16 protein-coding genes are annotated in these 16,418 nt (G+C 70.5%); 11 read left to right on the top strand and 5 right to left on the bottom strand.

Translation table 11 applies throughout. The features are described 5' to 3' along the window. The first annotated feature begins 105 nt into the window (after window positions 1–105). Both AB0M01_RS03700 and AB0M01_RS03695 read left to right on the top strand, forming a co-directional pair. On the top strand, window positions 106–906 hold the full coding sequence (locus AB0M01_RS03700) for an oxidoreductase (RefSeq protein WP_363665311.1): 801 nt from the start codon (window positions 106–108) through the stop codon (window positions 904–906). Then, window positions 903–1,889, top strand: coding sequence for an AraC family transcriptional regulator ligand-binding domain-containing protein (locus tag AB0M01_RS03695; protein ID WP_363665310.1), 987 nt, complete (start codon window positions 903–905; stop codon window positions 1,887–1,889). The genes AB0M01_RS03700 and AB0M01_RS03695 overlap by 4 nt, the downstream gene beginning before the upstream one ends. An 11-nt stretch (window positions 1,890–1,900) precedes the next feature. Here the strand turns inward: AB0M01_RS03695 and AB0M01_RS03690 are convergent, their stop codons facing one another. Further along, a complete protein-coding gene (locus tag AB0M01_RS03690) occupies window positions 1,901–2,734 on the bottom strand; it encodes a GNAT family N-acetyltransferase (protein WP_363665309.1) in 834 nt (277 codons plus the stop codon). 263 nt (window positions 2,735–2,997) lie between these two features. On the opposite strand from AB0M01_RS03690, the gene AB0M01_RS03685 reads away from it, so the two are divergent. The 8 genes from AB0M01_RS03685 to AB0M01_RS03650 all read left to right on the top strand — a co-directional run bounded on the left by AB0M01_RS03685 (window position 2,998) and on the right by AB0M01_RS03650 (window position 9,882). Beyond that, entirely contained in the window at window positions 2,998–3,177 is a 180-nt protein-coding gene (locus AB0M01_RS03685; protein ID WP_363665308.1) for a DUF5302 domain-containing protein, read from the top strand. Window positions 3,178–3,698: 521 nt separating this feature from the next. After that, a complete protein-coding gene (locus AB0M01_RS03680) occupies window positions 3,699–4,400 on the top strand; it encodes a GntR family transcriptional regulator (RefSeq protein ID WP_363665307.1) in 702 nt (233 codons plus the stop codon). A gap of 97 nt (window positions 4,401–4,497) precedes the next feature. Continuing rightward, the gene (locus AB0M01_RS03675) at window positions 4,498–5,607 is read left to right on the top strand and encodes a TIGR03364 family FAD-dependent oxidoreductase (RefSeq protein WP_363665306.1); all 1,110 of its coding nucleotides are present in this window, start codon (window positions 4,498–4,500) and stop codon (window positions 5,605–5,607) included. Further along, a complete protein-coding gene (locus tag AB0M01_RS03670) occupies window positions 5,604–6,290 on the top strand; it encodes a phosphonatase-like hydrolase (protein ID WP_363665305.1) in 687 nt (228 codons plus the stop codon). Before AB0M01_RS03675 ends, AB0M01_RS03670 begins: the two co-directional genes overlap by 4 nt. Further along, window positions 6,287–7,306, top strand: a complete 1,020-nt coding sequence (locus AB0M01_RS03665; protein ID WP_363665304.1) for a 2-aminoethylphosphonate ABC transporter substrate-binding protein — start codon at window positions 6,287–6,289, stop codon at window positions 7,304–7,306. Before AB0M01_RS03670 ends, AB0M01_RS03665 begins: the two co-directional genes overlap by 4 nt. Further along, a complete protein-coding gene (locus AB0M01_RS03660; protein ID WP_363665303.1) occupies window positions 7,303–8,328 on the top strand; it encodes an ABC transporter ATP-binding protein in 1,026 nt (341 codons plus the stop codon). The genes AB0M01_RS03665 and AB0M01_RS03660 overlap by 4 nt, the downstream gene beginning before the upstream one ends. Next, the gene (locus AB0M01_RS03655) at window positions 8,325–9,104 is read left to right on the top strand and encodes a 2-aminoethylphosphonate ABC transporter permease subunit (RefSeq protein ID WP_363665302.1); all 780 of its coding nucleotides are present in this window, start codon (window positions 8,325–8,327) and stop codon (window positions 9,102–9,104) included. The genes AB0M01_RS03660 and AB0M01_RS03655 overlap by 4 nt, the downstream gene beginning before the upstream one ends. Further along, window positions 9,067–9,882, top strand: a complete 816-nt coding sequence (locus tag AB0M01_RS03650) for an ABC transporter permease subunit (RefSeq protein WP_363665301.1) — start codon at window positions 9,067–9,069, stop codon at window positions 9,880–9,882. The genes AB0M01_RS03655 and AB0M01_RS03650 overlap by 38 nt, the downstream gene beginning before the upstream one ends. Here the strand turns inward: AB0M01_RS03650 and AB0M01_RS03645 are convergent. Together AB0M01_RS03645 and AB0M01_RS03640 are read right to left on the bottom strand one after the other, a co-directional pair. Further along, on the bottom strand, window positions 9,879–11,948 hold the full coding sequence (locus AB0M01_RS03645; protein ID WP_363665300.1) for an alpha/beta fold hydrolase: 2,070 nt from the start codon (window positions 11,946–11,948) through the stop codon (window positions 9,879–9,881). The two genes, AB0M01_RS03650 and AB0M01_RS03645, sit on opposite strands and share 4 nt — an antisense overlap. Window positions 11,949–11,961: 13 nt before the next feature. Next, complete coding sequence (locus AB0M01_RS03640) at window positions 11,962–13,035, bottom strand: class I SAM-dependent methyltransferase (protein ID WP_363665299.1); 1,074 nt, start codon at window positions 13,033–13,035, stop codon at window positions 11,962–11,964. Window positions 13,036–13,131: 96 nt separating this feature from the next. Between AB0M01_RS03640 and AB0M01_RS03635 the strand changes: the two genes are divergently transcribed. Further along, window positions 13,132–15,834 (top strand): AAA family ATPase, encoded by a 2,703-nt coding sequence (locus tag AB0M01_RS03635; protein ID WP_363665298.1) that lies wholly within the window; start codon window positions 13,132–13,134, stop codon window positions 15,832–15,834. A gap of 18 nt (window positions 15,835–15,852) precedes the next feature. On the opposite strand, the gene AB0M01_RS03630 is transcribed toward AB0M01_RS03635, so the two are convergent. Together AB0M01_RS03630 and AB0M01_RS03625 are read right to left on the bottom strand one after the other, a co-directional pair. After that, window positions 15,853–16,266: an SRPBCC domain-containing protein gene (locus AB0M01_RS03630; RefSeq protein ID WP_363665297.1), complete on the bottom strand. Its 414-nt coding sequence runs from the start codon at window positions 16,264–16,266 to the stop codon at window positions 15,853–15,855. Beyond that, the gene (locus tag AB0M01_RS03625; protein WP_363665296.1) at window positions 16,256–16,384 is read right to left on the bottom strand and encodes a hypothetical protein; all 129 of its coding nucleotides are present in this window, start codon (window positions 16,382–16,384) and stop codon (window positions 16,256–16,258) included. The genes AB0M01_RS03630 and AB0M01_RS03625 overlap by 11 nt, the downstream gene beginning before the upstream one ends. Window positions 16,385–16,418: the final 34 nt, after the last annotated feature.

The following is a 16,418-nucleotide window of genomic DNA, read 5'->3' as shown; positions in this document are numbered from 1 at the left end:
GCGTGATCGGGAAGTACCTTGGCGGGATCGGTTAATGCTCTGGCGGGATCGGCGGCACTAGCGTCGTGGGTGGCGGTCAGGGTGGCCGTTGCCGAGGAGGAACTGATGACGACCGTGCTGGTGACCGGGGCTTCGTCCGGGATGGGCAAGGCGACCGCGCTGCAGTTGTTGAAGGACGGGTACGCCGTGGTCGCCGTGGCGCGGCGGGTTGAGCAGATGCGGGAGTTGGAGGAGCTCGGGGCGACGGTCGTCGCGGTGGACGTGACGCGGGACGACGAGCTGGTGAAGCTGGTCGACTCGATCGACGGTGGGGTCGACGTGCTGGTGAACAACGCGGGGTTCGGACTGTACGGCGCGGTCGAGGACGTCACGATCGACGAGGCGCGGTACCAGTTCGAGGTGAACCTGTTCGCGATGGCGCGGCTGACTCAGCTGGTGCTGCCGGGGATGCGCGCTCGGCGTACCGGTCGGATCGTGAACCTGTCGTCGATGGGTGGGAAGGTCTACACGCCGCTCGGCGCCTGGTACCACGCGTCCAAGCACGCGGTGGAGGGCTGGTCGGACTGTCTGCGGATCGAGCTGAAGCCGTTCGGGATCGACGTGGTGGTGATCGAGCCGGGGATCGTCGCGACCGACTTCGGGGCGGTGCTCAGAGGGCCGGCGTTCGAGCGGTCGGAGCACGGCCCGTACGCCGAGCTGGCGGGCAAGGTCGCGGCGTCGACCGCGCGCAACTACAGCGGCGGCGGTACGCCGGTCGCGAAGCTCGCCGAGGTGATCGTCAAGGCGATCGGGGCGCCGCGGCCGAAGACCCGGTACGTCGCGGGGCAGTACGCGCGGCCGCTGCTGTTCGTTCGGAAGTGGTTCGGCGACCGGATCTACGACCGCGTGCTGATGAGTCAGATGTGAGCACCGACCACTACGCGCTCGGCCCGCCGGCGCGGGCGCTGCTCGCCGATCTGGAGGTGTCGGTGCCGACGGTGCTGCAGAGGGCGCGACTGCCCGAGCGGCTGCTGGCTGATGGCACGCTCGAGCTGACGCCGGCGGAGTACCACGCGTTCTGGCGGGCGCTCGCGGAGGAGCTCGACGATCCGGTGCTGCCGATCACGATCGCGCGGAAGCTGTCGGCGGAGGTGTTCGACCCGCCGCTGTTCGCGGCGTTCTGCAGCCCTTCGCTGCTGGTCGCGGCCGAGCGGCTGGCGCGGTACAAGCGGTTGGTGGGGCCGATGCGGATGGTGATCAGCGGGCCGACGATCGAGCTGGTGTGGCCGGAGAGCGAGCAGCCGCCGGATGAGCTGGGGCTGGTGGAGCTGCTGTTCTGGGTGGCGCTGGCGCGGATCGCGACGCGGTACGACGTACGGCCGGTTGGTCTGACGGCGCCGGTTGCTGTTTCTGGTGCTGTTGCCGATCAGTACACGCAGTACGTCGGTGTGCCGATCGCTTGTGAGCCGCGGTGGTCGTTGACGTTCTCCGCTGCCGATGCCGAGCGCCCGTTCCTCACCGCGAACGAGCGCATGTGGGACTACTTCGAGCCCGAACTCCGCCGGCGGCTGGCCGACCTCGACCAGGGCACGTCGACCGCGGAGCTGGTTCGTACGGCGCTGCTGAAGCTGCTGCCTGCTGGATCCGGTACGGCGGCCGCGGTCGCGGGGGAGCTGGCGATCAGCGTCCGCACGCTGCAGCGGCGCTTGCACGAGGAGTCGACCGGGTTCCAGACCGTTCTGCGCGACACCCGCGAGTCGCTGGCGCGCCACTACCTCACCACGTCGACGATGACCGCGGCCGAGATCGCGTACTTGCTCGGCTACGACGACACGACGTCCTTCTACCGGGCGTTCCACGCGTGGACCGGCCGAACGCCAGAGGTCGCGCGGCAGTCGGCAGGGGAGTGAGGCGCGGGCTGTCAGTCGGCGAGGCCGTAGAAGCGGATCGGGGAGATGGGTTCGAAACCGATGCGGGTGTAGACCGGGGCGCCCGCTTCGGTGGCGTGGAGGGTGGCGCGGCGCAACCCGGTGGCCTGGGCGCCTTCGTACAGCGCCTTGCGGCTGACGGCTTCGCCGTACCCGTGACGCTGGTGGCCGGGACGCGTGGCGACCAGGATGAGGAACAACCGGCCGTCGGCCTCGATGGCGCCGGCACAGGCGACCGGCTCGCCACTGCGCAGCGCGAGGTAGGCGTGGATCTTCTCGGTGAACAGTTTCGACCCCGTCAGTCCCTCGCGGACCACCTCTCGGGGCATGTCGTACGCGTCGGCGTTGAGATCGGCGTACGCGCGGAGGTGGTCCTCAGTGCTGACCCGGACGAAGGTCAGGTCGGGGTGGGTCGGCTCGGGCAGCGGGAGCAGATCCCCGGCCATCCCCGTGCCGCCGAAGGCGAACTGCAGCCCGGCCTCCTCCGCGGTGCTGTCCAGCGCGGCGAGAGCCCGCTCGTCGAGCAGGTCGGTGAACAGCCACAGCAGCCCCGGCCCCTTCCCAGCCCGCAGGACGTCCGCGGCCTCGTGCAGCCGCTGTTTCAGCAACTCCTCGCCGAGCCGCGGCTCGGTGAGCGTGACGACGTTCCAGAACACGAACCCCGAGCCCGCCCAGCGGACCGCGATCCCGGGGAGATCGCGGACGTCGGCCCGCGGAGTGCGGTCCAGCGCGACCTCCCGCCAGACCAGCGCCAGCTGTTCCACCGACTCGACCGTTGCGGCCAGATCCTTCACGGAGTTCCCCCGATCGTTGCCTGAGTCAATCATCTGTCACCTCGACTTCAGCACGGCGTACGGGGGGATGCGAACGAAAGCGGCGCGCACGGCGTCATCTCGCCATCGGGATCGCGTACGTCCTGCCGAGTCGAGCAATGCTGCCTGCGAGCTCTGCGGCGAGGGTGGGAGTCGTGGACGGGGCTGGAGCTCGTGTCCGGAGTGCGGAAGGTGTGACCCGGTGAAATTGGGTGGCGTGGGGGTGGTCACACTTGGTTAGGTAGAGGTGTATGCCCTGACGGTTTGAAGGAGACGGTATGAGCGACAAGTCCAGCAAGCCGGCGAAGGACGATCTGCAGGAGAAGTTCCGTGCGGCGCTCGCGAAGAAGAACGCGCACCACGAGTCGCACCCGGGGAGTGGGCCGCGGCACGAGGGGGTCGGCGAGGCGCACAACGACAAGCAGAAGCGCCAGTTCCGGCGCAAGTCCGGCAGCTGATTGCGCCGCCCATCCATCCGCACCGAGCCCCGGGTCGCCGCCCGGGGCTCTACCTTTTCCTGGGTGATCACCCGGCCCACGGCGCCGCAACGAGAAAGGAGCCGCGACCCCGCCGTCCAAGGGGGTCGCGGCTCCGGGATCCGGGGGACGACTGATGCCCCCATCGTCGTACCCCGGATCGGTCAGGGGGTCCGGGGGGACCGGGGGGCCGGCCGGAGGTGGGCGAGGTTGGCTTCGATCTCGCCGGAGCGGGCGGCCGGGCGGGGGTGGGGAGTCACGGTGGTTCTCCTGGGATCACCTGCACCCGAGGTGGTCCGGCGTGGGCGGGTCGACGGGGGTGCGTCATCTATTCACGCCGACTTCCTTCACGTCGTAAACCGTTGAGGTCGAGCTGTGACGAACCCTGAAAATTTAGCGCTACATATGACAATCGGTATCGACTTCCACTTTTCATTGGTCTAAGTCCATGACGTGAAAAAAGTTCATCTCCGGTTCATCTTCGACCGTCTAGAGTCGGCCGCGTGGATGTGCCGCTGCATTTCGCCGTGAAGACCCGGTTGGTCGAGTTGCTGGAGCGGCTGGGGGAGGGGGCGGCGCTGCCGCCGGAGCGGAAGCTGGCGGCCGAGTTCGGGGTGTCGCGGTGGACGATGCGGCAGGCGATCCGGGAGCTGGTTGCGGACGGGCGGCTGCGGGCGCGGCAGGGGCAGGGGACGTTCGTCGCGACGCCGAAGCTGGTGCAGCCGCTGGCGCTGGTCAGCTACACCGAGGCACTACGTGCGCAGGGGTACGAGCCGGCGCGCGAGGTGGTCACCTTCGAGGAGATCGCCGCAGACGCGGAACTCGCCCACGGGCTCGGCATCCACAGTGGCGAGCCGGTGCACCGCCTCGAGCGGGTGCTGCTCGCCGACCGGCAACCGATCGGTTTGGAGACCACTTACCTGGCCGTGGAGCGGTTTCCAGACCTGCAGTCCGTACTACGGCCGACGGGCTCGCTCTACCGCTGCCTGACCGACGAGCTCGGCGTGCGCTTCGGTGAGGGTGAGGAAGTGGTCGAGACGGTGATCGCCTCGCCGCGGGAGGCGGAGCTGCTGCAGGCGACGCAGTCGATGCCGATGTTCCTGCTGCACCGCAACAGCCGCGACGTCGAAGGACGCCCGATCGAGGTCGTCCGGTCGCTCTACCGCGGGGACCGGGTGGCGTTCCGCGCGACGCTGCGGCCCTGAGCGTTCGCCCGAGGTTCACCGCGGGGTCAGGTGATCGCTGAGCCTCTTTCATTGGTCCGGACCAATCTGTCGTTGGTCGGACGATGAGGAGGCAGTTGTGCGGGTGGTTGTGGTCGGCGGTGGAGCGCTCGGCACGTTTCACGCCTGGGAAGCGGTACGGCGCGGCGACGACGTCGTACAGATCGAGCGTGAGGCCGGGCCGCGCGGCGCGACCGTACGGAACTTCGGGCTCGTCTGGGTGAGTGGCCGGGCCGACGGTGCTGAGCTGGAGACGGCGCAGCGGGCCCGGGTGCTGTGGGAGGAGCGGAGTCGCGAGGTCGCAGGGCTGGACTTCCGGGCGGCCGGGTCGCTGACGGTGTGCCGGACGGAGGACGAGCTGGCGGTCGCGAAGGAGGCCGCCGAGCGGGACACCGCGCGGGCGTTCGAGGTGCTGGATGCTCAGGAGGCGCGCAAGCTGAACCCCGCGCTGAAGGGCGAGATGCTCGGGGCGCTCTGGTGTCCACAGGACGGGGTTGTCGAGCCTCGGCAGGTGCTGAAGGCGCTCCGGCGGGAGCTGGAGAGTTCTGGCCGGTACTCGTTCCTTGCAGGGCGCGAGGTTCGGGACGTCAACGATCGCCAGGTGCGCACCGACGACGGCGAAGTCCACGTGGCCGACGAGGTCTGGCTCTGCACCGGCGCCTGGCACGGCGGTCTGATCCGCGAGCTCACCGACGACCTCCCCGTCCGCCGAGTCCGCCTGCAGATGATGCAGACCGCGCCCCTCGACGAGCAGCTGACGACCGCGGTCGCCGACGCCGACAGCTTCCGCTACTACCCGGCGTACCAGGGCCCGGCCCTCGACACCCTCAACCAGACCAAGCAGCAGCAAGTTGCCGCAGACAACAAGATGCAGCTGCTCATGGTCCAGCGCAACGGCGGCGGCCTGACCATCGGCGACACCCACGAGTACGCCGAGCCGTTCACCTTCGACGTCCACGAGGATCCGTACGACTACCTCAAGGCGACCGTCGAGCGGATCCTCGACCGCCCGCTCCCGCCGATCACCCGGCGCTGGGCCGGCGTGTACTCCCAGGCCACCACGCCGGGCGAGGTCGTCGTACGCCGAACAGTCGCCGACGGCGTCCACCTGGTCACCGGCCCGGGCGGCCGCGGTATGACGATGGCCCCGGCGATCGCCGAGGCGAGCTTCCAGGGAGCCGGCCGATGATCCAGCTCGCGGTTCTCGACATGGCCGGTACGACGGTCGCCGACGACGGCCTGGTCGAACTGGCCTTCACCCGGGCGATCGGTGCCCAGGGCATCGAACCCGGCGACGACCGGTACGACGCGATGCTGGCGCACGTCCGCGCCACCATGGGCGAGTCCAAGATCACCGTCTTCCGGCACCTGCTCGAGCACGACGAGGCCAAGGCGCAGCAGGCCAACCAGGCGTTCGAGACGGCGTACGGGCAGCTCGTCGACGACGGGCACTGCCGCCCGATCGACGGTGCCGAGGACGCGATCCGGGAGCTGCAGGACGACGGTGTCAAGGTCTGCCTGACCACCGGCTTCGCCGAGACGACCCAGCAGCGGATCCTCGCCGCGCTCGGCTGGCGCACGCTCGCCGACCTGACCCTGTGCCCGGCCCAGGCCGGCCGCGGCCGTCCGTACCCGGACATGGTCCTGAAAGCCCTGCTCACCCTGCGCGCCGACGCCACCGCGAACGTCGCGGTGGCCGGCGACACGGCGTACGACATGACCTCGGGGACGCGCGCCGGTGCCGGCGTCGTCGCCGGGGTCCGCACCGGCGCCCACGACCGGCCGCAGCTCGCAGCCGCGGGAGCCACCCATGTGATCGAGTCGGTCCGGGATCTGCCCGGGCTGCTCCGCAACCGAAAGCTGGAGAAGTGAAGGTCCTCAGAACTCTGCTCGCCGCCACCCTGCTGACCGTGCTCGCCGCCTGCGGCGGGACCGGTGCCGCGTCGACCGGCGACGCCAAGACCGTGACCGTCTACACCGCCGACGGGCTGGCCGACTGGTACCAGACGCGGTTCGCCGCGTTCACCGCGAAGACCGGGACCAAGGTCCAGGTCGTCGAGGCCGGGTCGGGCGAGGTGGTCTCCCGGATGCAGAAGGAGAAGTCGAACCCGCAGGCCGACGTGCTGGTGACGCTGCCGCCGTTCATCCAGAAGGCGGCCGCCGACGGCCTGCTGCAGCCGTACGCCGTACCGGGTGCGGACCAGGTGAACGGCGTCAAGGCCGACAACTACGTGGCGGTCGTCGAGAACTACCTGAGCTTCGTCGCCAACCCGAAGGCCGGCAGCCCGAAGACCTTCGACGACCTGCTCGACCCGCGGTTCAAGGGCAAGGTGCAGTACTCGACGCCGGGCCAGGCCGGAGACGGTACGGCGGTGCTCCTGCTGCTGCAGCACCTGCTCGGCAAGCAGGGCGCGCTCGACTACCTCGGCAAGCTCGAGGCGAACAACGTCGGCCCGTCGGCCTCGACCGGCAAGCTGCAGCCGAAGGCCAGCAAGGGTGAGATCTGGGTCGCGAACGGCGACGTGCAGATGAACCTGGCCTCGATCGCCACCGACAAGTCCGCGTTCAGCGTGTTCTTCCCGGCCGCGAAGGACGGGAAGCGGACGGCGGTTTCGCTGCCGTACGTGATGGGGCTCGGCGCGGGCGCTCCGAACGTTGACGGGGGCAAGCAGTTGATGGACTACCTGCTCTCGACCGAGGCGCAGCAGACGGTTTCCGCGGACGCGTTCGGGATCCCGGCGCGGGCCGACGTGAAGCCGGCCGACGCGAACTACCAGGCGGTCGAGAAGGCCGTCGACGGCGTCGAGATCTGGCAGCCGGACTGGAGCAAGGTGCTCGGCGACCTGGACGCGGACGTGGCGGCGTACACGAAGGCCGTGCAGGGATGACTGTCCAGCTCGACGACGTCACGGTGCACTTCGGCCGGACGTGCGCGCTGGAAGGGCTGGACCTGACGGTTGCCGCTGGGGAGACGGTGGCGCTGCTCGGGCCTTCGGGGTCGGGGAAGTCGACGGCGCTGAAGGCGGTCGCGGGGTTCGTCCGGCCGAGCCGCGGGCGGGTTCGGATCGGTGGGGTCGACGTGACCGACGTCCCGCCGGCGAAGCGGGGGATCGGGGTCGTCGTTCAGCAGTACGCGTTGTTCCCGCATCTGCGGGTGTTCGACAACGTGGCCTTCGGACTGCGAGCCGCGCGCAGGCCCAAGCGTGAGGTGAGCGAGCGGGTGGGCGAGATGCTCGCGATGGTCGGGATGGAGGCGTACGCGAAGCGGCTGCCGCGGGAGCTCTCGGGTGGGCAGCAGCAGCGGGTCGCGATCGCGCGGGCGTTGGCGATCAGGCCGCCGGTGCTGCTGCTCGACGAGCCGTTGGCGGCGCTCGATGCGCAGCTGCGGGCCGGGATGCTGGACGAGTTGCAGAAGCTGCGGCGTGAGGTGCCGGACGTGGCGATCGTGTACGTGACGCACGATCAGGCGGAGGCGCTGGCGTTGGCGGACCGGATCGCGGTGATGCGGGATGCTCGACTTGTCGACATCGCGCCGGCCGCGGAGTTGTACCGGACGCCGCCGAGTGCGTTCACCGCGTCGTTCCTGGGCGGGGCGAACCTGCTGCCGATCGAGGTGAAAGACGACGAGGTGACCGTCGGAGGTCACCGAGTGCCCGGCATCAAGCCGGTGGGTGGGAGTTTGTTGTGCGTGCGCCCGCATGCGATCCGGCTGGAGGAGGGTGGGTTGCCGGCGCGGCTCGTCGGAGCGCAGTGGCGCGGGGCGTCCTACCGGTTGACCTGCACGATTGATGGACTCGGTGGGCATCCGGTGCACGTCGATGTGCCGGCTGACCAAGAACTTCCGGCCCTCGGGGCAACGATCTCGATGCGGTTGCCGGGAGAGGCGTGCAGTTTGGTGGATTCTCGGTGAGAGCAGCACGTCGTACGTGGTTGCTCCCGCCGTTGCTGCTGATCGCCGTCCTCGTCGTCTACCCGCTCATCCTCGTCGCCGCCGAGTCGCGCGGTTCATGGGCCGAGGTGATCGGCTCCGCCGAGTTCCGCGACGCCCTGATCCGGACCGTGCAGATCGCTGTCTGCTCGACGGCAGGCTGTCTCGTCGTCGGGACGTTCCTCGCCGTCGTGGTCAGCTTCGTCCCGTTCCCCGGCGCCCGCCTGGTCTCCGGCCTGGTCGACGCGATGCTCGCGCTGCCCTCGTTCCTCGTCGCGCTCTCCTTCACCTTCCTCTACGGATCAGCCGGCGTCCTCGGCTCGCTCACCGGCGCGAGCAGCTTCCTCACCACCCCCTGGGCGGTGATCCTCGCCGAGATCACCTTCTACACGCCGTTCGTGATGCGCCCGCTGCTCGGCGCGATGAGCCGCGTCCCTCGCGTCCAGCTCGACGTCGCCGCGAGTCTCGGCGGCGGTCCCTGGCGCGTCCTGCGCCAGGTGATCCTCCCGGAGGTCCGTCCCGCGCTAGCGGCCGGTGGCGGGCTCACGTTGCTGCTGACCCTGAACGAGTTCGGCATCGTGCTTTTCCTCGGCGCGCGCGACACGACGACGCTGCCGCTGCTCGTGCACACCAAGGGGATCGTCATGTTCGACTACCCGGGCGCCTGCGTGATCGCCATCGTGCAAATCGCGTTGTCGATCGGCCTGTACGCCGTACTGCGTGGTGGGCTGGGAGGTCGTCGTGCTCGTCTGGTCTAGAGGACCGCGCCTGCTCGTCCAGGCCGTCTTCCTGCTCGTCTTCGGCGTCCTCGTGCTGGCGCCGTTCATCGTGGTCGCGGCCGCAGCTTTCGCCGGGAGCTGGAACGGCGTCCTGCCGTCCGACCCGACAACCACCCACCTGAGCGAAGCGCTGTCCGGCGACGAGCTCGCGTCGATCGCCGTGAGCCCGGAGACGGCCTTCCTCGGCGGACTGCTGGCCGTCGTGTTCGGAACGTGGGGTGCGCTCGCGGCCCGGTCGGCGACACCCGGCCTCGCGCGGCTGACCGATGCGCTGCACCACCTGCCGATCGCCGTACCGTCAGTGGTCGTCGGCCTGAGCCTGCTGGTCGCCTTCTCCCGCCCGCCGCTGCTGCTCAACGGCACCAAGTGGATCGTCGTGATCGCGCACCTCGTCCTGATGGTCGCGTTCACCTACGGCACGGTGACGGCGGCGTTGCAGCGGACCGACGCCGTGTACGCCGATGTCGCCGCGTCGCTGGGCGCGTCGGCGGCCCGGGTGCTGTGGCAGGTCCGGTTGCCGATGCTGCGCCCGGCGATCGTGTCGGCCGCCGGGCTGTCGGTCGCGCTGTCGATGGGTGAGGTCGGGGCGACGATCATGGTCTACCCGGCGTCGTGGCGGACGGTCCCGGTCGGCGTCTTCGCGCTGACCGATCGCGGGCAGACGTTCACCGCCGCGGCCGAGTCGCTGGTGCTGCTGGTGGTGACGGTCGTCCTGGTGGTCGGGCTGGATCGCCTGCGCGGAAAGGCAACGAGCTAGAGCAACTCGGCGAGGAGACGAGCGGCCCGGTCGGCGCCGTCGGTGGCGACCGGGAGATAGTCGACCGGATCGGCGAGCGCCTTCGCGACCGCTTCGGCCAGCATGCTCGGGTCGGCCGCCTCCAGGTAGTCGAGGCGATGGCCGGCGTTGTACCGATCCAGCCGCGCCGCGACGTGGAAGTTCTGCTCGAAGTGGTTGCGCAGCGGGATGTAGACGAAGGGCACCCGCTGCGCGGTCAGCTCCATGCAGGTGGTCAGACCGCCCTGGGTGATCACGACGTCGGCCTTGCCCAGCTCCAGATGCAGGTCGGGCAGGTAACCGTGCACCCGTACGCCGTCGAGCCGCGGCAGCGCAGCCGGATCGATCCGCGGCCCGGTCACGACGTCGAAGGTGAGCCCCGGGACCAGCCGGCGAATGGCCGGTACCGCGTCCAGCACACGCAGCAGCAAGGCAGAGCCGACACCGGAACCCCCAACAGTGACGAGGCAACGAGGCGCACCGGTCAGCTGTCGGGGTCGAGGCGTGAAGCCGGTGATGTAGCCGGTGAAGGTGAAGTTCTCCTCGGTCCAGGAGCGAATGGCCGGCAGCGAAGGCCCGAAAGTATCGGGCACGATGTCCTCGGGATCGCCGACGAACAACGAGTGGTCCCGCAGCCGCCGGTACCGCGCCCGCTGCGTGAGCATCTCCAGGTTGTAGTCCGCCGTCAGCGCCTCCTCGGAAGCGTCCATCGGCAACCACCCCACGAAGTCCGTCAGCCAGGCGTAGGAGAAGCGCTTCAGCTCCGGGTTCTCGTGCAGGAAGTAGTCCACCTCCCAGGCCTCGTCGCCGACCACCAGGTCGTAGTGCCGGTCCTCGACGACGTCCGCGAAGGTGAGGAAGTTCGCAACCAGGATCTCGTCCATCCGGCGCAGCGCCCGGAACGCGTGCAGATCGTGCTCACCCGCCTCGAACTCCACGTGCCCCGACTCGTTCAGCAGCCAGGAAGACGCCGGATGCACGGTCTCCCCGGCGTCCGCGAGCACCCGCGTCACCGGATCCTGCGCCAGCCACTCGATCTCCACACCAGGCACAAGACCGCGCAGCGACCGCGCGATCGCCAGGTCCCGCCGCGCATGCCCGAGCCCGATCGGCGACGACAGGTACAGCACCCGCCGCGGCCGGACCGCCGCGCGCTCCCACGTACGGCGTACCGGCCGTGGGGCGAACTGCGTGGTGAACTCCTTCAGCAGGTGATTGACCAGCACCGGATCGCGCGCATGCGGCGCATGCCCGCCGCCGACGACCGTCACCAGCGAACCACCCGTCAGCTCCGCGAGCCGCACCCCCTCGGCCGGCGGGCGGATCGCGTCGGCCGCGCCGTGGATCACCAGCACCGGGCACCGGACCTCCGCGAACCGCGCCGGATCGAGATGCACGGCTCGCCCGGCCTCGGTGTCGACGAGCAGTTCGGGTGTGATCTCGTGCGCCCACCCGATCCCGTCTTCGATCTGCTTGCTGGAGTGCGGTTCCGGGAACATCTGCGCGAAGAAGTAGTCCAGGAAGTCGTCGTACCCGCCCTCGAGCCAGTAGTGCCGGTTGTACTTCGCCCAGCCGTCGGTGCTGTCGTGCCGCTCGTCCCAGGTCCAGCGGGTCCGGTCCTCGACCATCGGCGTCAGCCGGGTCGCCGCGCCGACGCAGACCACGCCGAGCACTCGCGACGGCTCGCGCAGCGCGACCTCCAGCGCCCACGGGACGCCGCGGGAGAAGCCGACCAGCACGCAGGACGCCGTACCGGTCGCGTCCAGCACGGCGATGGTGTCCGCGACGTACTCCGCGTCCCCGTACGCCGACGCACCGGCCGGCCGGTCCGACAAGCCCGCGCCGCGGCCGTCGAAGGTGATCACCCGGAAGTGCCGGGCCAGGTACGGCACCTGCGCCTTCCAGACCCGCGACGTCACCAGCGACCAGGTCGGCAGCAGCACGATCGCCGGGCCGTCGTGGTCGCCGTACACCCGGTAGTGCAGCTTCACCCCGGCGCGGGTGACCGTCCCTTCGGAGTCGGCCACCCGCGCGGGTCGTTGTGCCATGGCGTTCACTGTGTCAGGGGCGGACTTCGTAGACCAGGTTGAACGGCGTCTGCGCCGCCACCCGGAACCGGGTGAAACCGGCCGCGGTCACCACGTCACGGATCCGGGCCGGACCGGCCTGGGTGCCGAGCCCGAGCCCGACCTCCTGCGACAGCGACGCCGGCGTGCAGAGCAGCGTCGAGAAGCCGTAGTACGCGCGGCCGACCGGGTTCAGGTTGTCCTCGACGTGGTCGCCGGCCATCGGCTCGACGATCATCCAGGTGCCGTCGCCGGCCAGCGACTCGCGGACGCGCCGGGCGGCGCCGACCGGGTCGCCCATGTCGTGCAGCGCGTCGAACGTGGTCACCAGGTCGTAGTTCTGACCGCCGTACGCCGTACTGCCGGCGACCTCGAAGGTGACGTCGACCCCCGCGTCGGCCGCCCGCTGCTCGGCGGTCGCGATCGACTCGGCGTGGTAGTCGGAGCCGGTGTACGTCGAGCGCGGGAAGGCCTGGGCCATCAGGATCGTCGAGGAGCCGTGGCCGCAGCCGATGTCGGCGACCTTCGCGCCGCTGGTCAGCTTCTCGACGACGCCGTCGAGGGCCGGCAGCCAGCCGTCGACGAGGTTGGCGATGTAGTTGGGCCGGAAGAAGCGCTCGCAGCCGAGATGCACGTCGGAGTCGTGCTCGTGCCAGCCGATCCCGGCGCCGCTGCGGGCCGCGTCGACCATCCGGTCGGTGTCCTGCACGGTGCCGAGCGCGATCTGGAAGAAGCCGGGCAGGAACGCCGGGCTGTCCTCGTCGGTGAGCGCGACGGTCTGCTCGGGCGGCAGCGTGTAGAGGCCGGTCGCCGGGTCGTAGCTGACGAAGCCGCCCGCGGCCTGGGCGTTCAGCCACTCGCGGACGTAGCGCTCGTGGGTGCCGGTGCGGTCGGCGAGGTCGGCCGGTGTGAGGCCGCCGGCGCCGGCCATCGCGTGGTAGTAGCCGAGCTTGTCGCCGAGGACGACGAGCGCCGCGTTCAGCGTCGCGCCGACCTCGCCGACGGCCTGGAACACGAACTGCATCAGCTTGTCGCCGTCGACGGTGACGGGCTGGTCGATGGTGGTCATTTCGGTTTCCCCTCCCTGGGATTCTTCTGCTCGCGACGCTAGAAGCCGGCGCCGAGCAGTCGCATCAGGTGGGCCACCTAGTCCTAGACTCCGAGAATGCTGATCGGGCGGGAGGCCGAGCGGCGGGCGATCGGGCGGTTGGTCGCGGGGGCGCGGGTGGGAACCAGCGGGGTGCTGCTGATCTCGGGCGAACCGGGGATCGGCAAGACCACCCTCCTCGACCAGGCGGCCGAGCAGTCCGCCGGGTTGCGCGTGCTCCGGGCGCGCGGGACGGAGACCGAGCAGGAGATTCCCTTCGGGGCGCTGCTGCAGCTGCTGCGTCCGGCGCTCGGGGAGCTGGACAGGATCCCAGCACCACAGCGCGATGCGCTCGCCGCCGCGCTGGCGCTGACCTCGCCGGCGCCCGCCTCCCCGGGGAGACCAGAGGATGCGGCGGAACGGTTTGCTGTCGGGGCGGCGACGCTGAGCCTCCTGTGCCGGTACGCCGAGCAGTTGCCCTTGGCGGTGCTGGTCGACGACGCGCAGTGGATCGACCGGCCGTCGGCCGAGGCGCTGGTGTTCGCGGCGCGGCGGCTGGTGGCGGACCCGATCGTGCTGCTGGTCGCCGGGCGGGCAGGGGAGTCTCATCCGCTGGCCGAGGCGGATCTTCCGGTGCTGCGGCTCGACGGGCTCGGGCTGGAGGACGCGCGCGAGCTGGTCGGACGGCGTACGGCGGAGGTCGCGCAGGTGCACCGGATGGTGGGCGGGAACCCGCTGGCCTTGCTGGAGCTCGATCCCAAGAACCTGCACAAGGTCCGTCCCGGGGCGCCGGTGCCGGTGTCGCGGCTGCTCGCGGAGGCGTTCTCCGCGCAGGCGGACCGGCTCAGCGAGCAGGCCCGGATCGCCTTGCTGGTGGCGGCATCCGACGACGGGGAGCTGCAGCTGGTCGCGGCGGTCTGCGCGGAGCTTGGTGTCGACGTTGCTGTGCTGGCTGAGGCTGAGGACGCCGGGCTGGTTCGGATCGCCGACGGGCGGGTCGAGTTCCGGCATCCGTTGGTGCGGTCGGCGGTGTATGCCGGCGCGACGGCGGGCACGCGGCGTGCTGTTCATCAGGCGATCGCTGGGGTGCTGGCCGACTCGGACCGGCAGGTGTGGCACCTGTCGGAGGCGGTGCTCGGGGCGGACGACGAGGTCGCGGGCAAGTTGGAGGTGGTCGCCGGGCACGCGGTCGAGCGGGGCGCGCACGCGGTCGCGGCGACGGCGCTGGAGCGAGCCGCTCGACTCACGGACGATGCGGCGGAACAGGCGCGCAGGTTGGTCGCCGCAGGTGAGGCCGCGTGGTTCGCTGGATTGCCTGATCGTGCCGAAGAACTACTTGTTGAAGCCTTGCGGCGCACGATCACACCGGTTGTCGCGATCCGCGCTCAAGAGCTTCGCGGCGACATCGCCGTACGTTGCGGTTCACCAGGTCAGGCCCGCGACATCCTGCTCGCTGCCGCCGAGGCCGCCGACGACCTCCCCACCCGCGTCCGGCTGCTGAGCGACGTCGTCAACGCCTGCTTCCATCTCGGCGACACCGCCACAGCCCTTCAGGTCGCCGACACCCTCGACGCACTCCTGCCGAGCATCGCCCAACCGGAGAGCCGCCTGCTCGGCCTGCTGGCCTGCGGCGTCGGCCGCGTGCTCGCAGGCAGCGGCGGCAGCGAGCAGATCCGTACGGCGGTGTCGCTGTCCGGCAGCGTCACGCTCGACCGGCGGCACCAGGTGTGGGTCGTCATCGCGCCGCTCTTCCTCCGCGAACGCGAAGGGGGCCGCGAGGTGATCCAGCGGATCCTCCGCGACAGCCGCGACGGCGTCGCGCTCGGGCTGCTGCCCGGCGTCCTGTTCCACCTGGCCCGCGACCAGGCGACCACCGACCGCTGGGCCGACGCGGCGACGTCGTACGACGAAGGGATCCGGCTGTCGCGCGAGACCGGGCAGACCACCGAGCTGGCGGTCAACCTCGCGGGACAGGCCTGGCTCTCAGCGCGCCGCGGGCGGACCGAGGACTGCCACGCGCAGGCTGCCGAGGCGGTCGCGCTGTGCACGCCGCGCGGGATCCGGATCGGGCTCGCCTGGTCGTCGTTCGCGCTGGGCGATCTCGCGCTCGGGCAGGGCGATCCCGCGGGTGCGCTGGCGGCGTACGAGGGGCTGGTGGAGATCCTCGGGACCGGCGGGATGCTCGACCCGGATCTGTCGCCGGCGCCGGAGCTGGTCGAGATCTACCTGCGGCTCGGGCGGCTCGAGGACGCGGTGGTGACGGCTGAGGCGTTCGCTGAACGCGCGGCGCACAAGGGGTTGCCGTGGTCGCTGGCTCGCGCGGCGCGGGTGCGGGGGCTGGTCAACGATGACGAGGACCTGCTGGTGAGCGCGCTGCGGCTGCACGGGCAGACGCCGGACCTGTTCGAGACGGCGCGGACGCATCTGGTCTACGGGTCCTGGCTGCGGAGGGCTCGGCGGCGGGTGGATGCGCGGGTGCAGCTCCGGCTGGCGGTGGAGATGTTCGATCATCTGGGCGCTGGCACGTGGGCGGATCAGGCGGCGGGGGAGCTGAAGGCGACGGGGGAGACGGCGCGGCGGCGGGAGCACAGCAGTGCGGACGACCTGACGCCGCAGGAGCGGCAGGTCGCGCAGCTGCTCGCTGACGGGCACAGCACGCGGGAGGCGGCGGCGAAGCTGTTCCTGAGCCCGAAGACGGTCGAGTACCACCTGCGGAAGGTCTACACGAAGCTCGGCATCCACAGCCGCACCGAGCTGGCCGAGCAGCTCACCGAAGCGTGAGCAGCTCCTCCGACCGGCTCAGCCGGCGGCGAGCAGCTGCTCGAGCCGGTCCAGCTCTGGCTCCCAACCCTGCAGGTGGTTGGCGGCATCCTCCGGACCGGTGAAACCTGTGTGCAGCAAGAGCATCCGCGTCCCCTCCTCGACCGCGCTCAGCTCCACCCGCACGGTCGACGGCGCGTCCTCGTCCTCGTCCCACTTCCAGGTGAACGCGAGCACGTGCGGCGGCTCGACCTCCAGATAGCTGCCGCGGACGACGTACGGGCCCATCTCGACGACGTACGCCCCGCCGACCCGCACATCGGCGTCGACCTTCAGCGCCAGCGCCGGGTTCGGGCAGTACCAGCGCGCCAGCAGCTCGGCCCGCGTCCACGCGGCGTACACGTCCTCGAGTTGGGCCTTCAGCACCCGCTCGATCCGGATGTCACTCACCATCGCCGTTCCCCTCCAGAAGGTCCGCCAGCCGGTCGACCGTGCGGTTCCAGTACGTCGTGAGGTCGCCCAGCCAGACCTCGACCTCCGACAGCGCGTCCGGCCGGAGCGCGCAGACCACCGTCCGCCCGGCGCGCCAACGGGGTCAACCTCTG

Origin of the sequence: Kribbella sp. NPDC051770, assembly GCF_040681455.1 — a bacterium.
In the GTDB taxonomy this organism is placed as follows: domain Bacteria; phylum Actinomycetota; class Actinomycetes; order Propionibacteriales; family Kribbellaceae; genus Kribbella.
This window is presented reverse-complemented; position numbering and strand designations above follow the sequence as displayed.